Below are 14,695 nucleotides of genomic sequence, written 5' to 3' on the forward strand. Positions count from 1 at the left end.
CAGTCGGGAAGGTGAGGGCTGCCGGGGCGGCGGATGCTTGGCGGTGTCAGGCCGCCCCGGGAGCCGTTCAGCGGTTGCGCTGCTGGTTGTTGAGGAGCGAGCGCAGGACGACGGCCGCGACGGCGACGGAGATGACCGAGACGGCGACGGCGGCCAGGAGCGCGGTGGCGACCACGCCGCCGACCAGGACGAGGGCCACGGCGCCCGTGCTCACGGACGGCAGCGCCCGGCGGGGCGCCGGGGGCTGCACCGTGTGCTGGCAGGCGCAGGCCGGTTCATGGGCGTGCGTCGGCGCGGTCGGGAGGTTGGGAGCCGAGGGCAGTTGCGGGCGGAGCAGCATGGTTGGTTCTCCCATCTCAGTCGTGGGTGCCGTTGACGGCCTCGACACCGTTGCGGGTGCCGTTGTCGATGGCGGGGGCGAGGAAGGTGTCGGCGAGGTAGAAGCCGAAGAGCGCGATCACGACGACGAGCCAGACGCGAACGCCGAGGAACTTCACGGCGCCCCAGACGATCAGGCCCAGGACGACGACCAGTGGCAGGTTCACGGACACGAGCGCGGTCTCCTTCGGGGCGGGTCAGCGGACGGGGCAGCGGTGGGTGCGGGCGGCCAGCTCGGCGGCGGCGCGTGAGTCGTAGTCGGCGGAGAAGCCGCAGCGCGGGGCCGTGCAGGCGGCGGTGTGCTTCTCGCGGCCACGTGCGTCGTAGGCGGTGCCGACCTGGACGGGGCCGATGCGGGTCACGGCGCGGAAGCGGCGGTTGGCGGGCATCAGCAGTCCTTGAGGCGCAGGGAGCCGCCAGGGAAGTCGCGCAGGATACGCGCGGCTTCTTCCGGGTCGGTGATGAGTGCGGCGGCCTCTTCGGCGAGCAGTCGGGCCAGGGTGGGGCGGCCGGTCGTGGCCATCTCGTGGGCCGCGTCGAGGAAGTCGAAGGCGTCGGGAGTACGTCCGGGCATGGCGGGTCCTCCAGTTCGGTCAGGTGAGTTGGGCGGTGATCTGTGCGGCGAGTGGCGCGGGGACGCCGAGTCGGGCGCGGAGGGTGTCCGGGTCGATGGGGGCGCCGGTCCGGACGCGGTGCGCGTCGGCGACCTTGCGCGCGTGCTCGACGAGAGCGGCGGGGACCGGGGCCGACCGATCCGGCTCCGGGGGCTGGTCAACGGGCGCGGGTGTCGGCTCTGGCTCGGCGGCGTCGGCCGCAGCAGGGACGGGCGTCGGCTCGTCTTTCGCTTCCGGGGTGGGCGCGTCCGTTGCCGTGTGGGCCAGCAGCGTTCCGCCGAGGAAGGCCAGGGCGGGCCATCCGGCGACGAGGATGCGGAGCCAGTCCGGCACGTCGCCCAAGTCGAGGAGACCGGCGGTGGCGATGTTGGCGCCGAGTGAGGCAGCGAGGGCGACGAGGAACCAGCACCAGGCCGCCGCCTTGTCCCGCCCCGACCGCAGACGGCGCCAAGCTGCGACCATCAGCAGGTCGACGGAGATCGGGTAGGCCCACGCCTTCCAGCCGTCCTGTCCGGCCGCCGCCGCAAGGTCGTGCAGGTGCGCGAAGGACAGCGCGGCGGCGATGATCGCTTGGACGAGTACGGCGTCGAGGCGCGGCGGCCACTTGAGCACCAGCCGTCACCTCTTCCGCGTCGTGTTCGTCGTGCGCGGGAGGGACGCGGCCAAGGCGTAGGCGACGGTGTGGGCGAAGCGCGCGTCAGCGCCGGGGCGTTTGACGTACTGCGCCAGGTCGAGGAGGAGGCGGGCGGTGCGGCGGTAGTCGTGGCAGCGGTCGCACATGGCGGCTCGCTCCTTCCGGTTTCAGGCATGGGAGGGGTAGGGAGTTGGCGCGAGGCGGACGCGCCGGCCGAATCGGGGAACGGGAACTCAGTCGGTCACGGGGCGCGGCTTGACCAGCGGTGCCGGAGACTCAACCGGCCGAGATGGGACGGCGGGCCGGAAGCGCTCCAGCGCGGGCAGCTCGGGCACCAGGTGCGCGGTCTCCCGGCAGCGCGCGGCGGCATCGGCCAGCGACAGGTACGGGGAACGGATGCGGGACCAGCCGCCGGAGGTGTCGCCGACGACGGCGAGGCCGGGGCGTTCGGGGGCGATGGTGCAGGCGGCGCCGACCGCTTCGGGGGCGATGTCACCGAGCGCCATCTTGGCCGAGGGCTCGTCGTTGACGCGGTGGCAGACGCGGCCGGAGAGCTGGGCGCGCAGCATGGTCGCGCCCTTGCCCAGTTCGGCGCCGAAGCGCTGCCCGCACACCTCCAGGTAGATCCCGGCGGCGCGGCCGAGCTGGGCCAGGCGGATGAGCTGAGTGACCATCTCGTCGCGCCGTTCCTCGTCCTTCTTCGTGGCGACGAGGAAGAGTTCTGCAACTTCGTCCACGAACAGCACGATCGGCACCGGTCGTTCGCTCTCCGGGAGACCCCACACGTCCGAGGTGATCTCCTCATCTGGCGTGGACGGGGCGATGCCCTGCCGGGCGCGGATCAGGTCGTATCGCTCCTCCATCTCCTTGACCAGCGCGGGCAGCAGCTCGGCCGCCTGCTCCGGATCGGTGGCCAGCGCGGACAGCCGAGGCGCGAACGGCGCCAGCTCAACCCCGCGCTTGCAGTCGATCCCGACGAGGGCGACCGATTGCCCGGCAAGCCCGTTGATCAGGTGCCGCAGGTACATGGACTTGCCCGACAGCGTTGCACCGAGCACGAGTTCGTGTGGGACGGTGAGGTAGTCGCGGACGAAGGCTGTCGCGTCCTCCCGCAGGGCCACGGGCACCCGCAGCAGCCCGCCACCGGCCTTACGCGGCATCCGCACCCGTCGCAGCACATCGAACCCGACGAGCCGCAGTTCGACCACACCCGGTTTGACGGGCTCGACGTAGGCGGCGTGGACACCCCACGCGTGCCGCAGCCGCTCGCAGGAGGCGGCCAGGTCGGCGGGCTCCTGCCCCGGCGCGAGCCGGAGCCGTATCCGCAGTCCGGTCGAGGTAGGCCGCAGCAGCCCACGGCGAGGAGGTACCGGCCGCACCTCCCGCCGAGCCACAGCCCGTACGGCCAGCGCCCGCCACCGCGACGGCTCGACGGTCAGCCCACATGCCTCCATGACCGACCTGTACGTGCCCAGCAGCCGCGCGGCGGAGACGGGCATGCCGACCGTGGACCAGTAGGCGGCCGGGTGCCGGGCCCGGAGGTAGGCGGCCCCGCCACCGAACGCGGCGACCGGACCACCCACCTCCATCAACGTCGCCAGCTCCGACATGGTCAGGCCCCCACGCCCGCCGGAATGGCGCCCGGGGCGATGGCGGCGGCCCGGTAGGCGATGCCGTGCCGCTGCTGCCCGTTGAACACGGACTCCCACGGCCGGGCGACCAGCCCCGGCAGCGAAACCGGAGCCCCCAGCGCGAGCCCTTCGGTTACACCGCTCTCGGGCACAGTCACGTGGATGAGCGCGGATTCCCCCTCATCGATGTAGACGACGCCGACCTTCATCAGCGGCTCACCGCTCATGGCGTCCTTGGCGATCTCGCCCGTCTGCCGGTCCCGGACCTTCGGCTCAGGAACCTCGGTCAGCAGGACGGAGGCGGCGGAAGTGTCAACACGGATGGTGCGCAAGGTAGTTACTCCTTCTTTGGTGAACCGGTCCCGGCGAGAGCTAGTCGTCTAGACAAGTCGCGTCAAGCTCGATCCCGGCTCGTTCGGTTGGGATGCAAGCCACTGTGCCATACGACTTCCCTGCTCGTCTATACGAGTATGCCTCTCGGTGTGTACGAGTTCGCAAGAAGCACCCGGACGCACCATCGCAGCGCCCTCCAGCCGTCAGGTGGCGGGCAGTTGGTAGGCCAACACGTACGCGTCGGCGGCCATGACCGTGTCGCAGACCTCGACCGCGCGCCCCTCGGTGTCGTACGCCGTCCGCACCAGGTGAATCACGGGCACACCGGACGACAGCCGCAGCGCCTTGACCTCCCCTGGCGAAGGCATCCGCGCCCGCACTTCCTCATCGAAGTGATCGAGACGGTGCCCCAGCTCTTCCAACCGGGCATAGATCCCACCGGGCCCGGGGTTCGGCTCGGCGATCTGCGTACCCCGCGCCAGGTCGAGCGGGAGGTACGAGGTAGCGAACTCGACCGGCCGCCCGTCCAGCAGATACCGGCGCCGCCGGGCGAGCACCTTCCGGGCCGACCCGAGCCGGGCGGAGATCTCCGGCGTGGACCGCTCTTCCTTGACCTCTAGGCTGTCCACCTCGGGCCGCGAACCGGCGGCTTCCGCCTCCACCGTGAACGCCGACTTCCCCTGGTCGCGGTGGCGACGCGCGAAGCGGTCCGAGGCGAGGCGCCGCACGGGCGGCCGGGGCCGGACGAAGACGCCCTTGCCGTGCTCGGAGGAGATCAGCCCTTCGCTCTGGAGGATCGAGAGCGCGTTCCGGACGGTCATCCGGGAGACGCCGAAGTGGTCGACAAGCTCCGACTCGGACGGCAGCTTGGCGCCCTCCTTGAAGCGTCCCTTGTCGATGGCCTCGCGGAGCTGGTCGGCGATCTGCCGGAAGACCGCGCGATCGCTCGTCGGATCCAGCGTCCCCAGGACGCCGGCCGGGAGAGCTGCCATAGGTCGTACTCCTTTGGATATCTAGACGAGATGCTGAGTCGTGTTGCTACGGTGGAGAGCCTAGTCAGCTGAGGGGAGACCGAGGAACGTGAGCACCGCAGAGCGCCCCCATTCCGTGAGCGTCGCCGGGGTCATCGTCGACGACGAGGGCCGCGCGCTGCTCATCCAGCGCCGTGACAACGGCCAGTGGGAGCCCCCGGGCGGCGTCCTCGAAGCCGGGGAGACCATCCCCGACGCCCTTCAACGCGAAGTCCTGGAAGAGACCGGCGTCAAGATCGCGCTTCCGGCGACCTTGACCGGCGTCTACAAGAACATGACCGGGCTGATCGTCTCGCTCGTCTTCCGCTGCGAAGTGGCGGACGGGACTCCGACGACCGGCGAGGAGACCTGCGCCCTGCGCTGGGCGACCCGCGAGGAAGTCTCCGAGCTGGCGGATGAGGCGTACGCGGTCCGCGTCCTGGACGCGCTTGACGCGGCATCCCCGCCCGCCATCCGCGCCCACGACGGCGTGAAACTCATCTAGCTCCAACCCACTCTTCATAGCGGCCACCAGCGCAGAGGAACTTGTATGCACGAGTATACGAGCAAAGTGAGGATCTGGGAACTCACCTGTCCAGGTCTCCCCGAAGAGATCGGCCGAGTCCGCCGCTGGACCCGCGACGTGCTGAGCGGCACGCCGTACGCGGACGACGCAGCCCTGATCGTGAGCGAGCTGGGCTCCAATGCACTGCTGCACTCCGCAAGCGGCAGCCCCAACGGCAGCTTCCACGTCTCCCTGCACCGCTCACCCGGCACGGTCGTCCTGGCGGTCACGGACACCGGCGGGGCCGAGACCAAACCGCACGTCGAATCACCGGACGAGAACGACATCAACGGTCGCGGTCTGGGCCTCGTGACCGCGCTCGCCAGTCGCGTACGGATCAGCGGCGACGACTACGGCCGAACCGTCACCGTCGAAATGGCCGGCGGAACCGACGAGCACACGGCACAAATCGCGGGACGGCCGACGCTATGACCACTCAGCCGCCACACTCGACGCAGGTCTACTACTGCGAGTGCTACGTCAACGAACACCGACTCGGCATCTACGACGCTCACAGCCCCCGCGAAGCCCTGCGCTGGGTCCGCATCAGCCTCATGATGATCGCGATCACGCTGGACGAAGAGACCTACAAACAAGCCCGATCCTGGCTCGACCACGGCCAACAAGCAGCAGGCCACGACCTCGAAGCGGGCAAGCCCCACACACTCACCCTCAAGCAGCGCACCACGGCGGCAACTTGGACGATCAGCCCTATTGCCTGACCCTCTGCGCACGAGGCGCGTGCGTAACAACTTTCTCTACGACTTCAAGGCGGCCCGCTGACGCGGCCCGCGCGCGGAGCGGCGGGACCGCGCCGCCGCTCCTGTCTCCGCCCCGCTCCGGCACGCCCCCACCGCCCCGCGCGACAGCAGACAGCGGCCAGTTGAGGTCAGAGAAGGGGTACGTCGTGGCTGGGGCGGTCGGCTCCACGGCTTTAGGCAGCCACTTTGGCGCGAGCCTCCAAGATCAGGGGGCCGATCGGGCACTACGCGGGCAGGCCAGGGCTGCCCGATCCGCTGGTGAGCGTAAGGCCCCCTGATCTCTCGCGCCAAAGCAGCTCCAGCCCAAAGCCGCTCCACCGACCTTTGTGCCGCTGCCTTCAGGAAACAAAAAGCCCAGGCACGCGCTGTCACTACTGTTGAATTTGCCACGTCGAGTCGAACGCTCGCGCCGAGAAAGGAACATCGCCGTCCGACTGTTCATTGAGCCAAATCCCCACCTCCCTATCGATGAAATCGAAGCACATGATCAAAGAGTAGCTATCCATTGCGACTAGGCGGCGCGCATTTTCTTCCGGTTCAACTTCGGGCCTAAAAAGAAGGTCTCTCGAATCGGATATGAAATCCAGATTCTCGCGAACTACTTTGAAATCACTTTCCCTGAAGTCTTCCTGAGTGGCCATCTCCAGGGCGCAGAGTGTGCGCGTTTGAAGATAGCTTAGCCCAACAAGGTCCTTGCGTAGCCAGCGGCGACAGCGTGCATCAAAGATCGGCAGAACATCAATTCGCACCATATCTTCGTCATCGATGAACGGCGAGAATCGCGCCGCTTTCTGGAGGCCGTCGATCGCTTCCTTCGGCGTTATTCGGAAGAACTCTCTGCGCTCATTCTCCCTGAAGGCGGCGAATTTTTCATGCAGCCATTTTTCGACTGTCGCGCAATCGGCAACCAACTCATCGTAGGCGATAACGAAAGGGGTTGGAATTCCAGAGCTACGGGACAGGTCGGCAGCGCGTCGTTTCGTCGGCCCTCTGGTCAATCCAATTTTCACGAGGTTCGGAAGAGAGGAATTTACCAGGATGTATATGTACCCCGCCTTGTTCGCATCATCTACTGTCATGCTGCATTCCTAGCACGTTGCGTGGACATTCGTTACGGTTTTGCAAGATCAGCAGAATTGAAACTGCATGACGTCTAGACCTCTGTGGGCTGTACGAGGGTGGCCGACGATGACAGAGGGCACCGGAAGGTGACGGCCGTCGCACCCGCTGACCAACGCCCCCGCGGGACGATCTGCGACGGCGGCGAGGTCATGCCACCGGAGCGCTGACACCGACCGAGGACATGCTTGCTCGGCGCGCGCACCAGATACGCACCAGAAGGGGCGGTCAACGGCGGTCAATACGGGTCTCAGCCGAGCCTTGCAGGCCTGGGCAACCGGACATAGCCACAGGTCAAACGGGCAGTACAACAAGGTTGCATGGTGATTCCCAAGCTCAGAGCGCGGGTTCGATTCCCGTCGCCCGCTCAGACATGAACCCCCAGGCCAGTGACCCGGGGGTTCTTTGTTGTTTCCGCAGCGAGGTGCCATCAGGGCAGTACCCGCGTGCTGAGTGGCTGGTCGGGCCTCATCCTGCGAGGGCAGCGGGCATGACTGTGCCCGCGTCGGGGTGCTGATGCGCGTGCATCGTCTCCGCCTCCTCGTTCTTGCACGGTGCCAGGGCGACAGCTTCTGCTCTGTGCTGGGGAGTTCTTCGGCGTCCGGTTCCTGGGGCACGGCTTTCTCCACGGCTTCACCGCACCGCCCTGCTGCGCTCCTGCCTTCGGCGGGGGGCGCCCGGTACCGGGGCGGAAAGGGGCGGGTGAGTTAGTTGTGCTGGGGCCAGGTTGGGCCGTCTTCGGTCCAGGTGACGCCCTTGTTGCGGCAGAGGCAGAAGGGGTGGCCGATCGGGTCGGTGTAGACCTGCCAGCCGTAGCCGTCGGGGCCGATGAAGTCCTGCTTCAGCGTTGCGCCGAGGTCGAGGACGCGGCGCTGCTCGGGCTCGATCTCGTCGACTTCGAAGTCGAGGTGGAACTGCTTGGGGTGCTCGCTGTCGGGCCACTGCGGAGCGCGGTAGTCGTCGACCCGGATGAATGCCAGTTCCACCTCGCCGAACTGGATGCCGGCCCAGTCCGCGGAGCTGCCTTCCTTGATCGGACGGCCCGTCACCTCGGAGTAGAACGCCGCCAGCTTCATGGTGTCCGGGCAGTCGATGATGAAGTCGGTGAGTCGCAGCATTCCGTGATGTTGTCACGAGCTACGGATTCGGGACAGGCCCAGGTGGCGGCGCCTTCCCGTGCCCCGCGTGGTCCAGCAGGTCCCGGCAACCGGCGGTCGGGGGGCGGGACCCTCCCGACCGGGGGGGGGTGTCGGGGGGTTGCTGGGTAAGTGGTGTGTCCGTGTTGCGACTTGGCTCTCGGGTTTCGGGGTCTCGGGGTCTCGGGGCCTCGGGGTCTCGGGGTCATTGAGCGTGGGGGCACTGTGTGCGCGCTCGTCGTGGGCGGCTTGGGCTGCCGTTGCCCGGTGTGCTGGTCAGTGGCGGGACGGTGCGCGGTTTTGGAGGTGTTGGGCGAGGGCGAGTGCGAGCGGGGCCGCGAGCCAGGACAGGTAGGCGACGGTGCTCGTGGTCAGGAACGAGACGGGGATGGACGCCCCGAACACCGCGGCCAGGCAGATGCTGCGCAACCGGCTCTGGGCGAACGCCCGGGGTGGAACGTCGGTGCGGTACAGGTGTGCGCGGCGTATCTCGCGGGTGATCAGCGCGATCAGTGTGGAGGCCAGGACCTGCACGAGCGCGTACATGCTGAACCGGGGCGGGAAGGCGCCGTCGGCGGTGATCACTCGGGTCGCGAACGGCATCAGGACCTGCATGAACAGCCACGCCAGGGTGAGGCCGACGAGGCGGCTGCTCAGCGCGTTGACGTATCGGAAGACCTCGTGGTGGGCCCGCCAATGGGCGGCGATCACCACGAAGCTGAGCGCGAAGGCCAGGTACTCCTCGCTGTGGTCCGATGCCGAACGCAGCATGGCACCGGTGGTGTCGCCGGCGGGGACGGGGAGGTCCAGGGCCAGCAAGGTGAGTGCGATCGCGATCGCCGCGTCCACGAAGGCGGTGAGCCGGCCGGTGGCGACCGTTCGCTCCTCTTCGCCCTCGGGGTCGGGGGCGGGGCTGCGGCTGTGTTGCGTCGTCATGGTGGGGGACAGTTCCCGCGGCGTCAGGTGGCGGCAGCCTGCGTTGCCGACCGGGGCGGGGTCGGTTCCAGACGCCGGGAGCGGACGGCCAGGATGATCATGACCGCCGGGATCAGGAGGTCGGTGACGAGGACTCCGCCGGTGTTGCCGGGGGCGTGGTCACCGCCTGCGAACCACTGGTAGACGTGGCCGATCAGGGCTCCCCAGAGGAACATCCCGCCGCCGATCCCGATGGTGAGGCGCTCGCGTGCGGAGGCCGAGGCGGCCCGGAAGCCCATGACGGCCAGCCCGAGGTTGGCGAACGCGATCTCGAACATGAAGGGCGTCCGGTCGAAGCCGATCGCCGTGGCCATGACGTCCGGGACGCCGAGGAAGGCGACCGTCATCCACAGGCTGCCGCAGCCGAAGGCGCCGATGGCCCACCAGCGTTGCCAGGTTTCCAGCGCCTGCTGGGGCGACGAGGCGTGGCGGGTGCGCACGAAGGCGCCGATGGCCGGCACAAGGATCCACACCAGCGGGAAGGCGGACTGCGCGAGGTAGGAGAAGTTGTCCATGACTTGAGTCTTGCATGGTTAATATTAACCGCGCAACAGTCCGGTACAGTGGTGCCGTGGATGATGGACTCGCAGACCTGCTGCACCGCGTGGTCCTGCTGATGGGCGAGGCGGCGCGACGGCGTACCGATGGCGGCGACGGTCTGACCTACAGCCAGATTCGGCTTCTCGGCACGTTGGAGGACATCGAGCCGACGACGCAGCATCGGCTCGCGCAGGCCCTGTCGGTGTCCGATCCGGCGATCAGCCGTGCGCTGCGACCGTTGCAGGCGAACGGCCTGGTGCAGATCACCGTCGATCCCGAGCACGCGCGGCGGCGGCTGGTCCGCCTCACCGAGGCCGGCCGGGAAGCGTTCCACAGCACGGGAAAGCCGCTCGACGAGGAGTTCAGGACCGCGCTCATCGCTGCCGGTTTTCCCTACGAACGCTACGTCGAGGACACCCTTCGGCTGGCTGAGATCCTCGCCTCCGACTGAGTCGCCGCTCCGCGTTCCGCGGCTCCTGCCCTGGTCCTGCCCCGGTCCTGTCCCGCCTCACGTCCGGCTTCCGGTCCGGCTCACCCGGCTTCCCATCCGACTTCCCGTCCGGCTCACCTCCGGTTCGGAGACGTACCGGAGACGGTTTTCCTGTTCTGCGCTTCGGAGTTGAGGTCTTCGGGTTCCGGTGTTCGGGGTGTCGGGGGCCGGGCGATGGCGGGTGGGTGCGTCGTGGTGCGGCGGGTCGGAAATTTTGCGGGGGTGGTCGCAACCTCGGGATGGGTCGCGCGTCGTGTCGGGTGAAGGCGCCTTTCGTTCAGGGCCGTCGCCCCGGAAGCCATCCGGGGCGGAGGGCCCGCCGAGTCCTACGCCGCCGACCGGCGTGACCAACTACGTTCCGGAGTCACTTCGTGTCCCTCAAGCACGCTCGCACAGCGCGGCCGCACGGCCGCAAGAAGATCTGGATCCCGGCGTTCGCCGCAGGTGCCGCACTGCTGCTCGGTGGTGGCGTCGCCACCGCCCAGGCCACTTCTGGCGATCACGCTCCGCAGCCGAAGCCCGAGCACTCGAACTCCGCGCCGGCGCCTGCCCCCGCGAAGCCGGACCATCCGCGGCCGGCCCCCGCCAAGCCGGACCACTCGCGGCCCGCCCCCGCGAAGCCGGATCACTCGCGGCCGGCCCCTGCGCCCGCGCCCACGAAGCCCGGGCACTCGCAGCCCGCCCCCGCGCCCGCGCCCACGAAGCCGGGGCAGTCGAGCGCTGTGCCCGCCCCTGCGCCGAAGTAGTCGATGCCGTCAGTGCCGTCGGTGCCGTCGACGCAGCCGGTGTCATCGATGCCGTCAGTGCCGTCGGGCCATCCGGGGCGGACGGTCCGCGAGTGGCGGACGGCGGACGACGGCTGACGATCACCGGGTGACCGGGTCCGGGCCTTTCCGTGGGCCCGGACCGGTCACCGGGCGCACGGCGCACGGCGCACGCCCCAGAGGCCCACGGGCTCAGAGACCCAGGGGACCAGGGCCCTCGGGGTCGGGAACCATGCGAACTGTCGGATGAGGTAGACGAGACAGATGAGGCTCGCTTTCGTCCCGCCGGGTGGGGCGGCGCACACGCCGGCCGCGCGCGGGTGGCTGCGCCTGGTGCGCGGCGGGTTCCGCCTGGCGCGCTGGTCGCGCGCTGCGCCCCCGGTCACGCCGGAATCGCCGCCGCACGGGCCGCCGGCCGGGAGAGACCACACGCAGCCGCGGCTGCGGATGCTCCGCGGGCCGGACGAGGCGGACGGTGAGCCGCCGCCCTCGCTCGACGATCTCTACCGGGCCCGGCGGCTCGACATGGTGCGCATGGCGGTCTTCCTCGTCGACGACCGGCACACGGCCGAGGACGTGGTCCAGGACGCCTTCGCCGCCGTGTTCCGCCGGTACGGCACCGCGCTGGACGATCTGCACGACGCGGCCGCCTATCTGCGCACCGCCGTCGTCAACGCCGCGCGTTCGGTGCTGCGTCGGCGGCGCACGAGCCGTACCTACACGCCGCCGCACGAGGCGGACCAGGCACCCGTCGACGAAGCGGTCCTGCTGGCCGAGGAGCACCGGGAAGTGCTGGCCGCGCTGGGACGGTTGACCTCGCGGCAGCGTGAAGTGCTCGTGCTGCGCTACTGGTCGGAGCTGTCGGAGGCCGAGATCGCGGACACGCTGGGGCTGTCCCGCGGCACGGTGAAGTCCACCGCGAGCAGGGCCCTCGACGCCCTGGAGAAGGTGCTGGAGGAGGAGGGCCGGTGAGACCACACCGCTCCGGTGAACCACTCGGATCCGGCAAGCCGGCGGACCACCGCGCCGTGGAGGTACGGCTCCGGGCGGCCTTCCGGGCCCGTGCGGACCTGATCACTCCGCATACGCTGACGCCCAACGAGCCGCCGAGCGACGGGCGTCGGGGCGGACGTCGCGCGCGGCGGACCGCGTTCGCTGTCGCTGCCGCCGTGGCGGCGGTGCTGGTCCTCGGCTACCTGCTGCTGCCCGGAAGTCCGGGACGTACGGAGCCGGAGCCCCCGGCGGACTTTCCCGGCATCTCGGGCAGCCCCGCGCCCTCCGAACCGACCGCGCCGCACTCCCCTTCACCGTCCTCCGCCCCCGCTTCTCCTTCCTCCTCTCCTTCGTCGTCTTCCTCTCGTTCTTCGCCCTCTTCGCCCTCCGGGCCGTCGCCGTCCACGTCCGGTGAGCCTTCGGCGAAGACGTCCCCCGGGGAGCCGGGTGCTGCCACTCCCGACGTACCGGGGGTGGAGCCGTAGGACGGCGCCGCAAGGGGCCGGCACAGGTCCCGGCTTTCGCGCTGCGCGGCCGTCCCCCACCATGGCGAGCGGAGGGCCTGCCCGGATGGTGCCGTCGTGCGGCGGATGGGCGTCCGAGGACGTCGGGGATGGTGGCGGCGGTCTCGGGTGTGCGCTCCGGCCGGAGGTGGGGGTCGGAGAACGGGAGATCGCATGCGTTACGAAGACCTGCCCGCGCCCCGGACGGGGATCCTGCTCACGCACTTCCTCACCGTGGCGGACGTGGCCCGCTCGCGGCACTTCTACTCCGAGGTGCTCGGCGGGGAAGTGGTGCTCGCCGAGAACCCGTGCATCGTGAAGCTGGCCAACGCCTGGCTGATCATGAACCCGGGTGGCGGGCCCACACCCGACAAGCCCGAGGTGACGTTGCAGACCCCGGACGATCCGGGGCGGGCCTCCAGCTTCCTCAACATCCGTGTGGCCGATATCGCGGCCTGCCACCGGGAGTGGAGCGCGAAGGGTGCCGAGTTCCTGACCCCGCCCATCGACCGCAAGGCCGAGCTGCGGTGCTACATGCGCGATCCCGACGGCTATCTCATCGAGGTCGGGCAGGCGACCGGAATGCTGGAGGGTGTGCTGGCCGATCCGCCGGCCACACCGCAGTGAGCTGGAGCCGTCGCAGAGCAGGCGGGCGGGGCCGCGGCGGAGCAGGGCGGGCCTGCGGCAGAAGCGGGACGGGGTCCCGCCGGAGGGGACGGACCTACGGCCGCCGCGCCGGACGGGACTGCCGCTGGAGAGGACGGACCCACGGCCGCGCCGGACAAGGCTGCCGCTGGACAGGAAGCGGCGCGCTGCGACAGGACACGGGCCCGCGGCGGGGCCGGACAGCGCTGGCAGGACCGGACAAGGCCAAGGCCGACCAGGCGGGGGCGGGGCCGACACGGCGGACAGGGCTGACACCGCGGGGCGGGACGAGGCGGGGTGAGGCGGGGCGAGGCGATGCGGCGCTGACGTGCCCGGACGAGCGGGGCTACGGTTCCCGGGTGAGCAATGTGGAGGCGCGTCCCGCCGAACAGACCGTGTGCGAGGGCCCGCAGACCGGTGGTCGCGAGCCCGACATCGAACTGCTGGACCCACGAGAGGTCCCGCTGGGCGGGCCACGGGCCATGCTGGTCCGGCGGAGTTTGCCGAACCGCGACCGCCGGATGGTCGGCGCCTGGTGCTTCGCCGACGCCTACGGCCCCGACGATGTCGCCCGGGGGCCCGGCATGCAGGTGCCGCCGCATCCGCACACCGGGTTGCAGACCGTGAGCTGGCTGTTCGAGGGCGAGGTGTGGCACCAGGACTCGCTCGGCAACCGGCAGATGGTGCGGCCCGGCGAACTGAACCTGATGACCGCCGGGGCCGGTATCGCCCATTCGGAGCAGTCGCCTGCCGGGAGTTCCGGCGTCCTGCACGGGGTGCAGCTGTGGGTCGCCCAGACCGAGCAGGACCGGCACGGACCCGCCCGCTTCGAACACCATGCGGACCTGCCGCAGGGCGAGGAATCGGGCTGCGCGGTCACCGTCCTCATGGGCGACCTGGGCGGCGTCACCTCGCCCGCACGCTGCTCCACCCCGCTCGTCGGCGCCGAGATCGCCCTGCGCCCCGGCGCACGTCCGAGCCTGCCGCTGGACGCCGACTTCGAACACGCCGTGCTCGCGGTCGCGGATCCCGTCACGGTCGAGGGCCGGGAGGTCGCGCCCGGCGCCATGCTGTACCTGGGACGCGGACGGCGGGAGGTGTCGCTGTCGGCGGAGACCGCGACGCGGGCGCTGCTGCTCGGCGGTGTGCCGTTCGAGGAACAGCTGGTCATGTGGTGGAACTTCGTCGCCCGCAGCCATGAGGAGATCGTCGAGGCCCGGAGCGCGTGGGAGGCCGAACGCCGGGCCCGCGAGGCGCGCACGACCCGCGAGGCCGCCGACACCCTCGACGCCTCGACCTCCGGCTCCTCGTCCCGCGTTGCTCCCGATCCGTACCCCGACCGCGCCGCCCCTGGTCAACTCCCCGGCTCCGACGACCGGTTCGGGGCCGTGCAGGGATACGAAGGGCCGGACCTTCCCGCGCCGACCCTGCCGACGACGCCCCTGCGCGCCCGGCCACGCTTCCGCGCCCACTGAGCCCCGGCCGGGGCCGGATGAGCTGGGTCCTGGCCGGTGCCGGATGAGCCGGGTCCCGGCCGGAGCTGGTCCGACGTCCGAGCAGGGGCGGGCCTGAACCGAGGCGAGCCGAGCGGAGGGCGCTGTGGC

The 14,695-nt window shown here is 70.1% G+C and carries 21 protein-coding genes; 7 read left to right on the forward strand and 14 right to left on the reverse strand.

Going from position 1 to position 14,695, the window contains the following annotated elements; translation table 11 throughout:
* Positions 1-67: 67 nt before the first annotated feature.
* The 9 genes from SCA03_RS22075 to SCA03_RS22110 all read right to left on the reverse strand — a co-directional run bounded on the left by SCA03_RS22075 (position 68) and on the right by SCA03_RS22110 (position 4,582).
* A complete protein-coding gene (locus SCA03_RS22075) occupies positions 68-340 on the reverse strand; it encodes a SpdD protein (RefSeq protein ID WP_086815388.1) in 273 nt (90 codons plus the stop codon).
* A gap of 16 nt (positions 341-356) precedes the next feature.
* Positions 357-551 carry a hypothetical protein gene (locus SCA03_RS22080; RefSeq protein WP_086815387.1) on the reverse strand — a complete coding sequence of 65 codons (195 nt, stop codon included), beginning with the start codon at positions 549-551 and terminating at the stop codon, positions 357-359.
* A gap of 24 nt (positions 552-575) precedes the next feature.
* Positions 576-767: a mobile element transfer protein gene (locus SCA03_RS22085; RefSeq protein ID WP_030885718.1), complete on the reverse strand. Its 192-nt coding sequence runs from the start codon at positions 765-767 to the stop codon at positions 576-578.
* Positions 767-952, reverse strand: coding sequence for a hypothetical protein (locus tag SCA03_RS22090; RefSeq protein WP_086815386.1), 186 nt, complete (start codon positions 950-952; stop codon positions 767-769). The genes SCA03_RS22085 and SCA03_RS22090 overlap by 1 nt, the downstream gene beginning before the upstream one ends.
* A gap of 19 nt (positions 953-971) precedes the next feature.
* Positions 972-1,604 carry a DUF2637 domain-containing protein gene (locus tag SCA03_RS22095; RefSeq protein WP_086815385.1) on the reverse strand — a complete coding sequence of 211 codons (633 nt, stop codon included), beginning with the start codon at positions 1,602-1,604 and terminating at the stop codon, positions 972-974.
* A 6-nt stretch (positions 1,605-1,610) separates the two neighbouring features.
* Positions 1,611-1,772 (reverse strand): hypothetical protein, encoded by a 162-nt coding sequence (locus tag SCA03_RS35205; RefSeq protein ID WP_158102285.1) that lies wholly within the window; start codon positions 1,770-1,772, stop codon positions 1,611-1,613.
* 87 nt (positions 1,773-1,859) lie between these two features.
* On the reverse strand, positions 1,860-3,236 hold the full coding sequence (locus SCA03_RS22100; RefSeq protein WP_086815384.1) for an FtsK/SpoIIIE domain-containing protein: 1,377 nt from the start codon (positions 3,234-3,236) through the stop codon (positions 1,860-1,862).
* Positions 3,237-3,238: 2 nt separating this feature from the next.
* Positions 3,239-3,589 (reverse strand): SCO3933 family regulatory protein, encoded by a 351-nt coding sequence (locus SCA03_RS22105; protein WP_086815383.1) that lies wholly within the window; start codon positions 3,587-3,589, stop codon positions 3,239-3,241.
* Positions 3,590-3,793: 204 nt separating this feature from the next.
* Positions 3,794-4,582 carry a GntR family transcriptional regulator gene (locus SCA03_RS22110; RefSeq protein ID WP_086815382.1) on the reverse strand — a complete coding sequence of 263 codons (789 nt, stop codon included), beginning with the start codon at positions 4,580-4,582 and terminating at the stop codon, positions 3,794-3,796.
* A gap of 115 nt (positions 4,583-4,697) precedes the next feature.
* Here SCA03_RS22110 and SCA03_RS22115 point away from each other — a divergent pair, with 115 nt between their 5' ends.
* From SCA03_RS22115 to SCA03_RS22125, 3 genes are read left to right on the forward strand one after another with little or no spacing between them, the layout of a single operon-like run.
* Entirely contained in the window at positions 4,698-5,105 is a 408-nt protein-coding gene (locus tag SCA03_RS22115; RefSeq protein WP_086815381.1) for an NUDIX hydrolase, read from the forward strand.
* A gap of 45 nt (positions 5,106-5,150) precedes the next feature.
* Positions 5,151-5,597, forward strand: a complete 447-nt coding sequence (locus tag SCA03_RS22120) for an ATP-binding protein (RefSeq protein ID WP_086815380.1) — start codon at positions 5,151-5,153, stop codon at positions 5,595-5,597.
* Positions 5,594-5,887 carry a hypothetical protein gene (locus SCA03_RS22125; protein ID WP_086815379.1) on the forward strand — a complete coding sequence of 98 codons (294 nt, stop codon included), beginning with the start codon at positions 5,594-5,596 and terminating at the stop codon, positions 5,885-5,887. Before SCA03_RS22120 ends, SCA03_RS22125 begins: the two co-directional genes overlap by 4 nt.
* Positions 5,888-6,297: 410 nt before the next feature.
* Here the strand turns inward: SCA03_RS22125 and SCA03_RS22130 are convergent, their stop codons facing one another.
* The 4 genes from SCA03_RS22130 to SCA03_RS22145 form a co-directional block, all read right to left on the reverse strand.
* Positions 6,298-7,005, reverse strand: a complete 708-nt coding sequence (locus SCA03_RS22130; RefSeq protein ID WP_086815378.1) for a GIY-YIG nuclease family protein — start codon at positions 7,003-7,005, stop codon at positions 6,298-6,300.
* A gap of 747 nt (positions 7,006-7,752) precedes the next feature.
* Complete coding sequence (locus SCA03_RS22135; protein ID WP_141275594.1) at positions 7,753-8,163, reverse strand: VOC family protein; 411 nt, start codon at positions 8,161-8,163, stop codon at positions 7,753-7,755.
* Positions 8,164-8,457: 294 nt separating this feature from the next.
* A complete protein-coding gene (locus SCA03_RS22140) occupies positions 8,458-9,117 on the reverse strand; it encodes a TMEM175 family protein (RefSeq protein WP_086818250.1) in 660 nt (219 codons plus the stop codon).
* 23 nt (positions 9,118-9,140) lie between these two features.
* The gene (locus SCA03_RS22145) at positions 9,141-9,671 is read right to left on the reverse strand and encodes a DUF6790 family protein (protein ID WP_086818249.1); all 531 of its coding nucleotides are present in this window, start codon (positions 9,669-9,671) and stop codon (positions 9,141-9,143) included.
* A gap of 56 nt (positions 9,672-9,727) precedes the next feature.
* On the opposite strand from SCA03_RS22145, the gene SCA03_RS22150 reads away from it, so the two are divergent.
* Together SCA03_RS22150 and SCA03_RS22160 are read left to right on the forward strand one after the other, a co-directional pair.
* Complete coding sequence (locus SCA03_RS22150; RefSeq protein WP_030880604.1) at positions 9,728-10,147, forward strand: MarR family winged helix-turn-helix transcriptional regulator; 420 nt, start codon at positions 9,728-9,730, stop codon at positions 10,145-10,147.
* A gap of 1,067 nt (positions 10,148-11,214) precedes the next feature.
* The gene (locus SCA03_RS22160; protein ID WP_030885765.1) at positions 11,215-11,922 is read left to right on the forward strand and encodes an RNA polymerase sigma factor; all 708 of its coding nucleotides are present in this window, start codon (positions 11,215-11,217) and stop codon (positions 11,920-11,922) included.
* Between the two features lie 220 nt (positions 11,923-12,142).
* On the opposite strand, the gene SCA03_RS22165 is transcribed toward SCA03_RS22160, so the two are convergent.
* A complete protein-coding gene (locus tag SCA03_RS22165; RefSeq protein WP_086818248.1) occupies positions 12,143-12,400 on the reverse strand; it encodes a hypothetical protein in 258 nt (85 codons plus the stop codon).
* A gap of 220 nt (positions 12,401-12,620) precedes the next feature.
* Here SCA03_RS22165 and SCA03_RS22170 point away from each other — a divergent pair, with 220 nt between their 5' ends.
* Both SCA03_RS22170 and SCA03_RS37025 read left to right on the forward strand, forming a co-directional pair.
* Positions 12,621-13,073, forward strand: coding sequence for a VOC family protein (locus SCA03_RS22170; RefSeq protein ID WP_030880613.1), 453 nt, complete (start codon positions 12,621-12,623; stop codon positions 13,071-13,073).
* A 377-nt stretch (positions 13,074-13,450) separates the two neighbouring features.
* A complete protein-coding gene (locus SCA03_RS37025) occupies positions 13,451-14,566 on the forward strand; it encodes a pirin family protein (protein ID WP_086818247.1) in 1,116 nt (371 codons plus the stop codon).
* Positions 14,567-14,695 lie beyond the last annotated feature (129 nt).

The organism is Streptomyces cacaoi (assembly GCF_006539165.1).
Lineage (GTDB): Bacteria > Actinomycetota > Actinomycetes > Streptomycetales > Streptomycetaceae > Streptomyces > Streptomyces cacaoi.

Excerpts from the sequence above, each read along its gene's own strand:
- SCA03_RS22090 (WP_086815386.1), bottom strand. The coding sequence starts at position 952 with ATGCCCGGACGTACTCCCGACGCCTTCGACTTCCTCGACGCGGCCCAC.
- SCA03_RS22075 (WP_086815388.1), bottom strand. The coding sequence starts at position 340 with ATGCTGCTCCGCCCGCAACTGCCCTCGGCTCCCAACCTCCCGACCGCG.
- SCA03_RS22160 (WP_030885765.1), top strand. The coding sequence starts at position 11,215 with ATGAGGCTCGCTTTCGTCCCGCCGGGTGGGGCGGCGCACACGCCGGCC.
- SCA03_RS22170 (WP_030880613.1), top strand. The coding sequence starts at position 12,621 with ATGCGTTACGAAGACCTGCCCGCGCCCCGGACGGGGATCCTGCTCACG.
- SCA03_RS22140 (WP_086818250.1), bottom strand. The coding sequence starts at position 9,117 with ATGACGACGCAACACAGCCGCAGCCCCGCCCCCGACCCCGAGGGCGAA.
- SCA03_RS22145 (WP_086818249.1), bottom strand. The coding sequence starts at position 9,671 with ATGGACAACTTCTCCTACCTCGCGCAGTCCGCCTTCCCGCTGGTGTGG.
- SCA03_RS35205 (WP_158102285.1), bottom strand. The coding sequence starts at position 1,772 with ATGTGCGACCGCTGCCACGACTACCGCCGCACCGCCCGCCTCCTCCTC.
- SCA03_RS22135 (WP_141275594.1), bottom strand. The coding sequence starts at position 8,163 with ATGCTGCGACTCACCGACTTCATCATCGACTGCCCGGACACCATGAAG.
- SCA03_RS22110 (WP_086815382.1), bottom strand. The coding sequence starts at position 4,582 with ATGGCAGCTCTCCCGGCCGGCGTCCTGGGGACGCTGGATCCGACGAGC.
- SCA03_RS22125 (WP_086815379.1), top strand. The coding sequence starts at position 5,594 with ATGACCACTCAGCCGCCACACTCGACGCAGGTCTACTACTGCGAGTGC.
- SCA03_RS22100 (WP_086815384.1), bottom strand. The coding sequence starts at position 3,236 with ATGTCGGAGCTGGCGACGTTGATGGAGGTGGGTGGTCCGGTCGCCGCG.
- SCA03_RS22130 (WP_086815378.1), bottom strand. The coding sequence starts at position 7,005 with ATGACAGTAGATGATGCGAACAAGGCGGGGTACATATACATCCTGGTA.
- SCA03_RS22120 (WP_086815380.1), top strand. The coding sequence starts at position 5,151 with ATGCACGAGTATACGAGCAAAGTGAGGATCTGGGAACTCACCTGTCCA.
- SCA03_RS22085 (WP_030885718.1), bottom strand. The coding sequence starts at position 767 with ATGCCCGCCAACCGCCGCTTCCGCGCCGTGACCCGCATCGGCCCCGTC.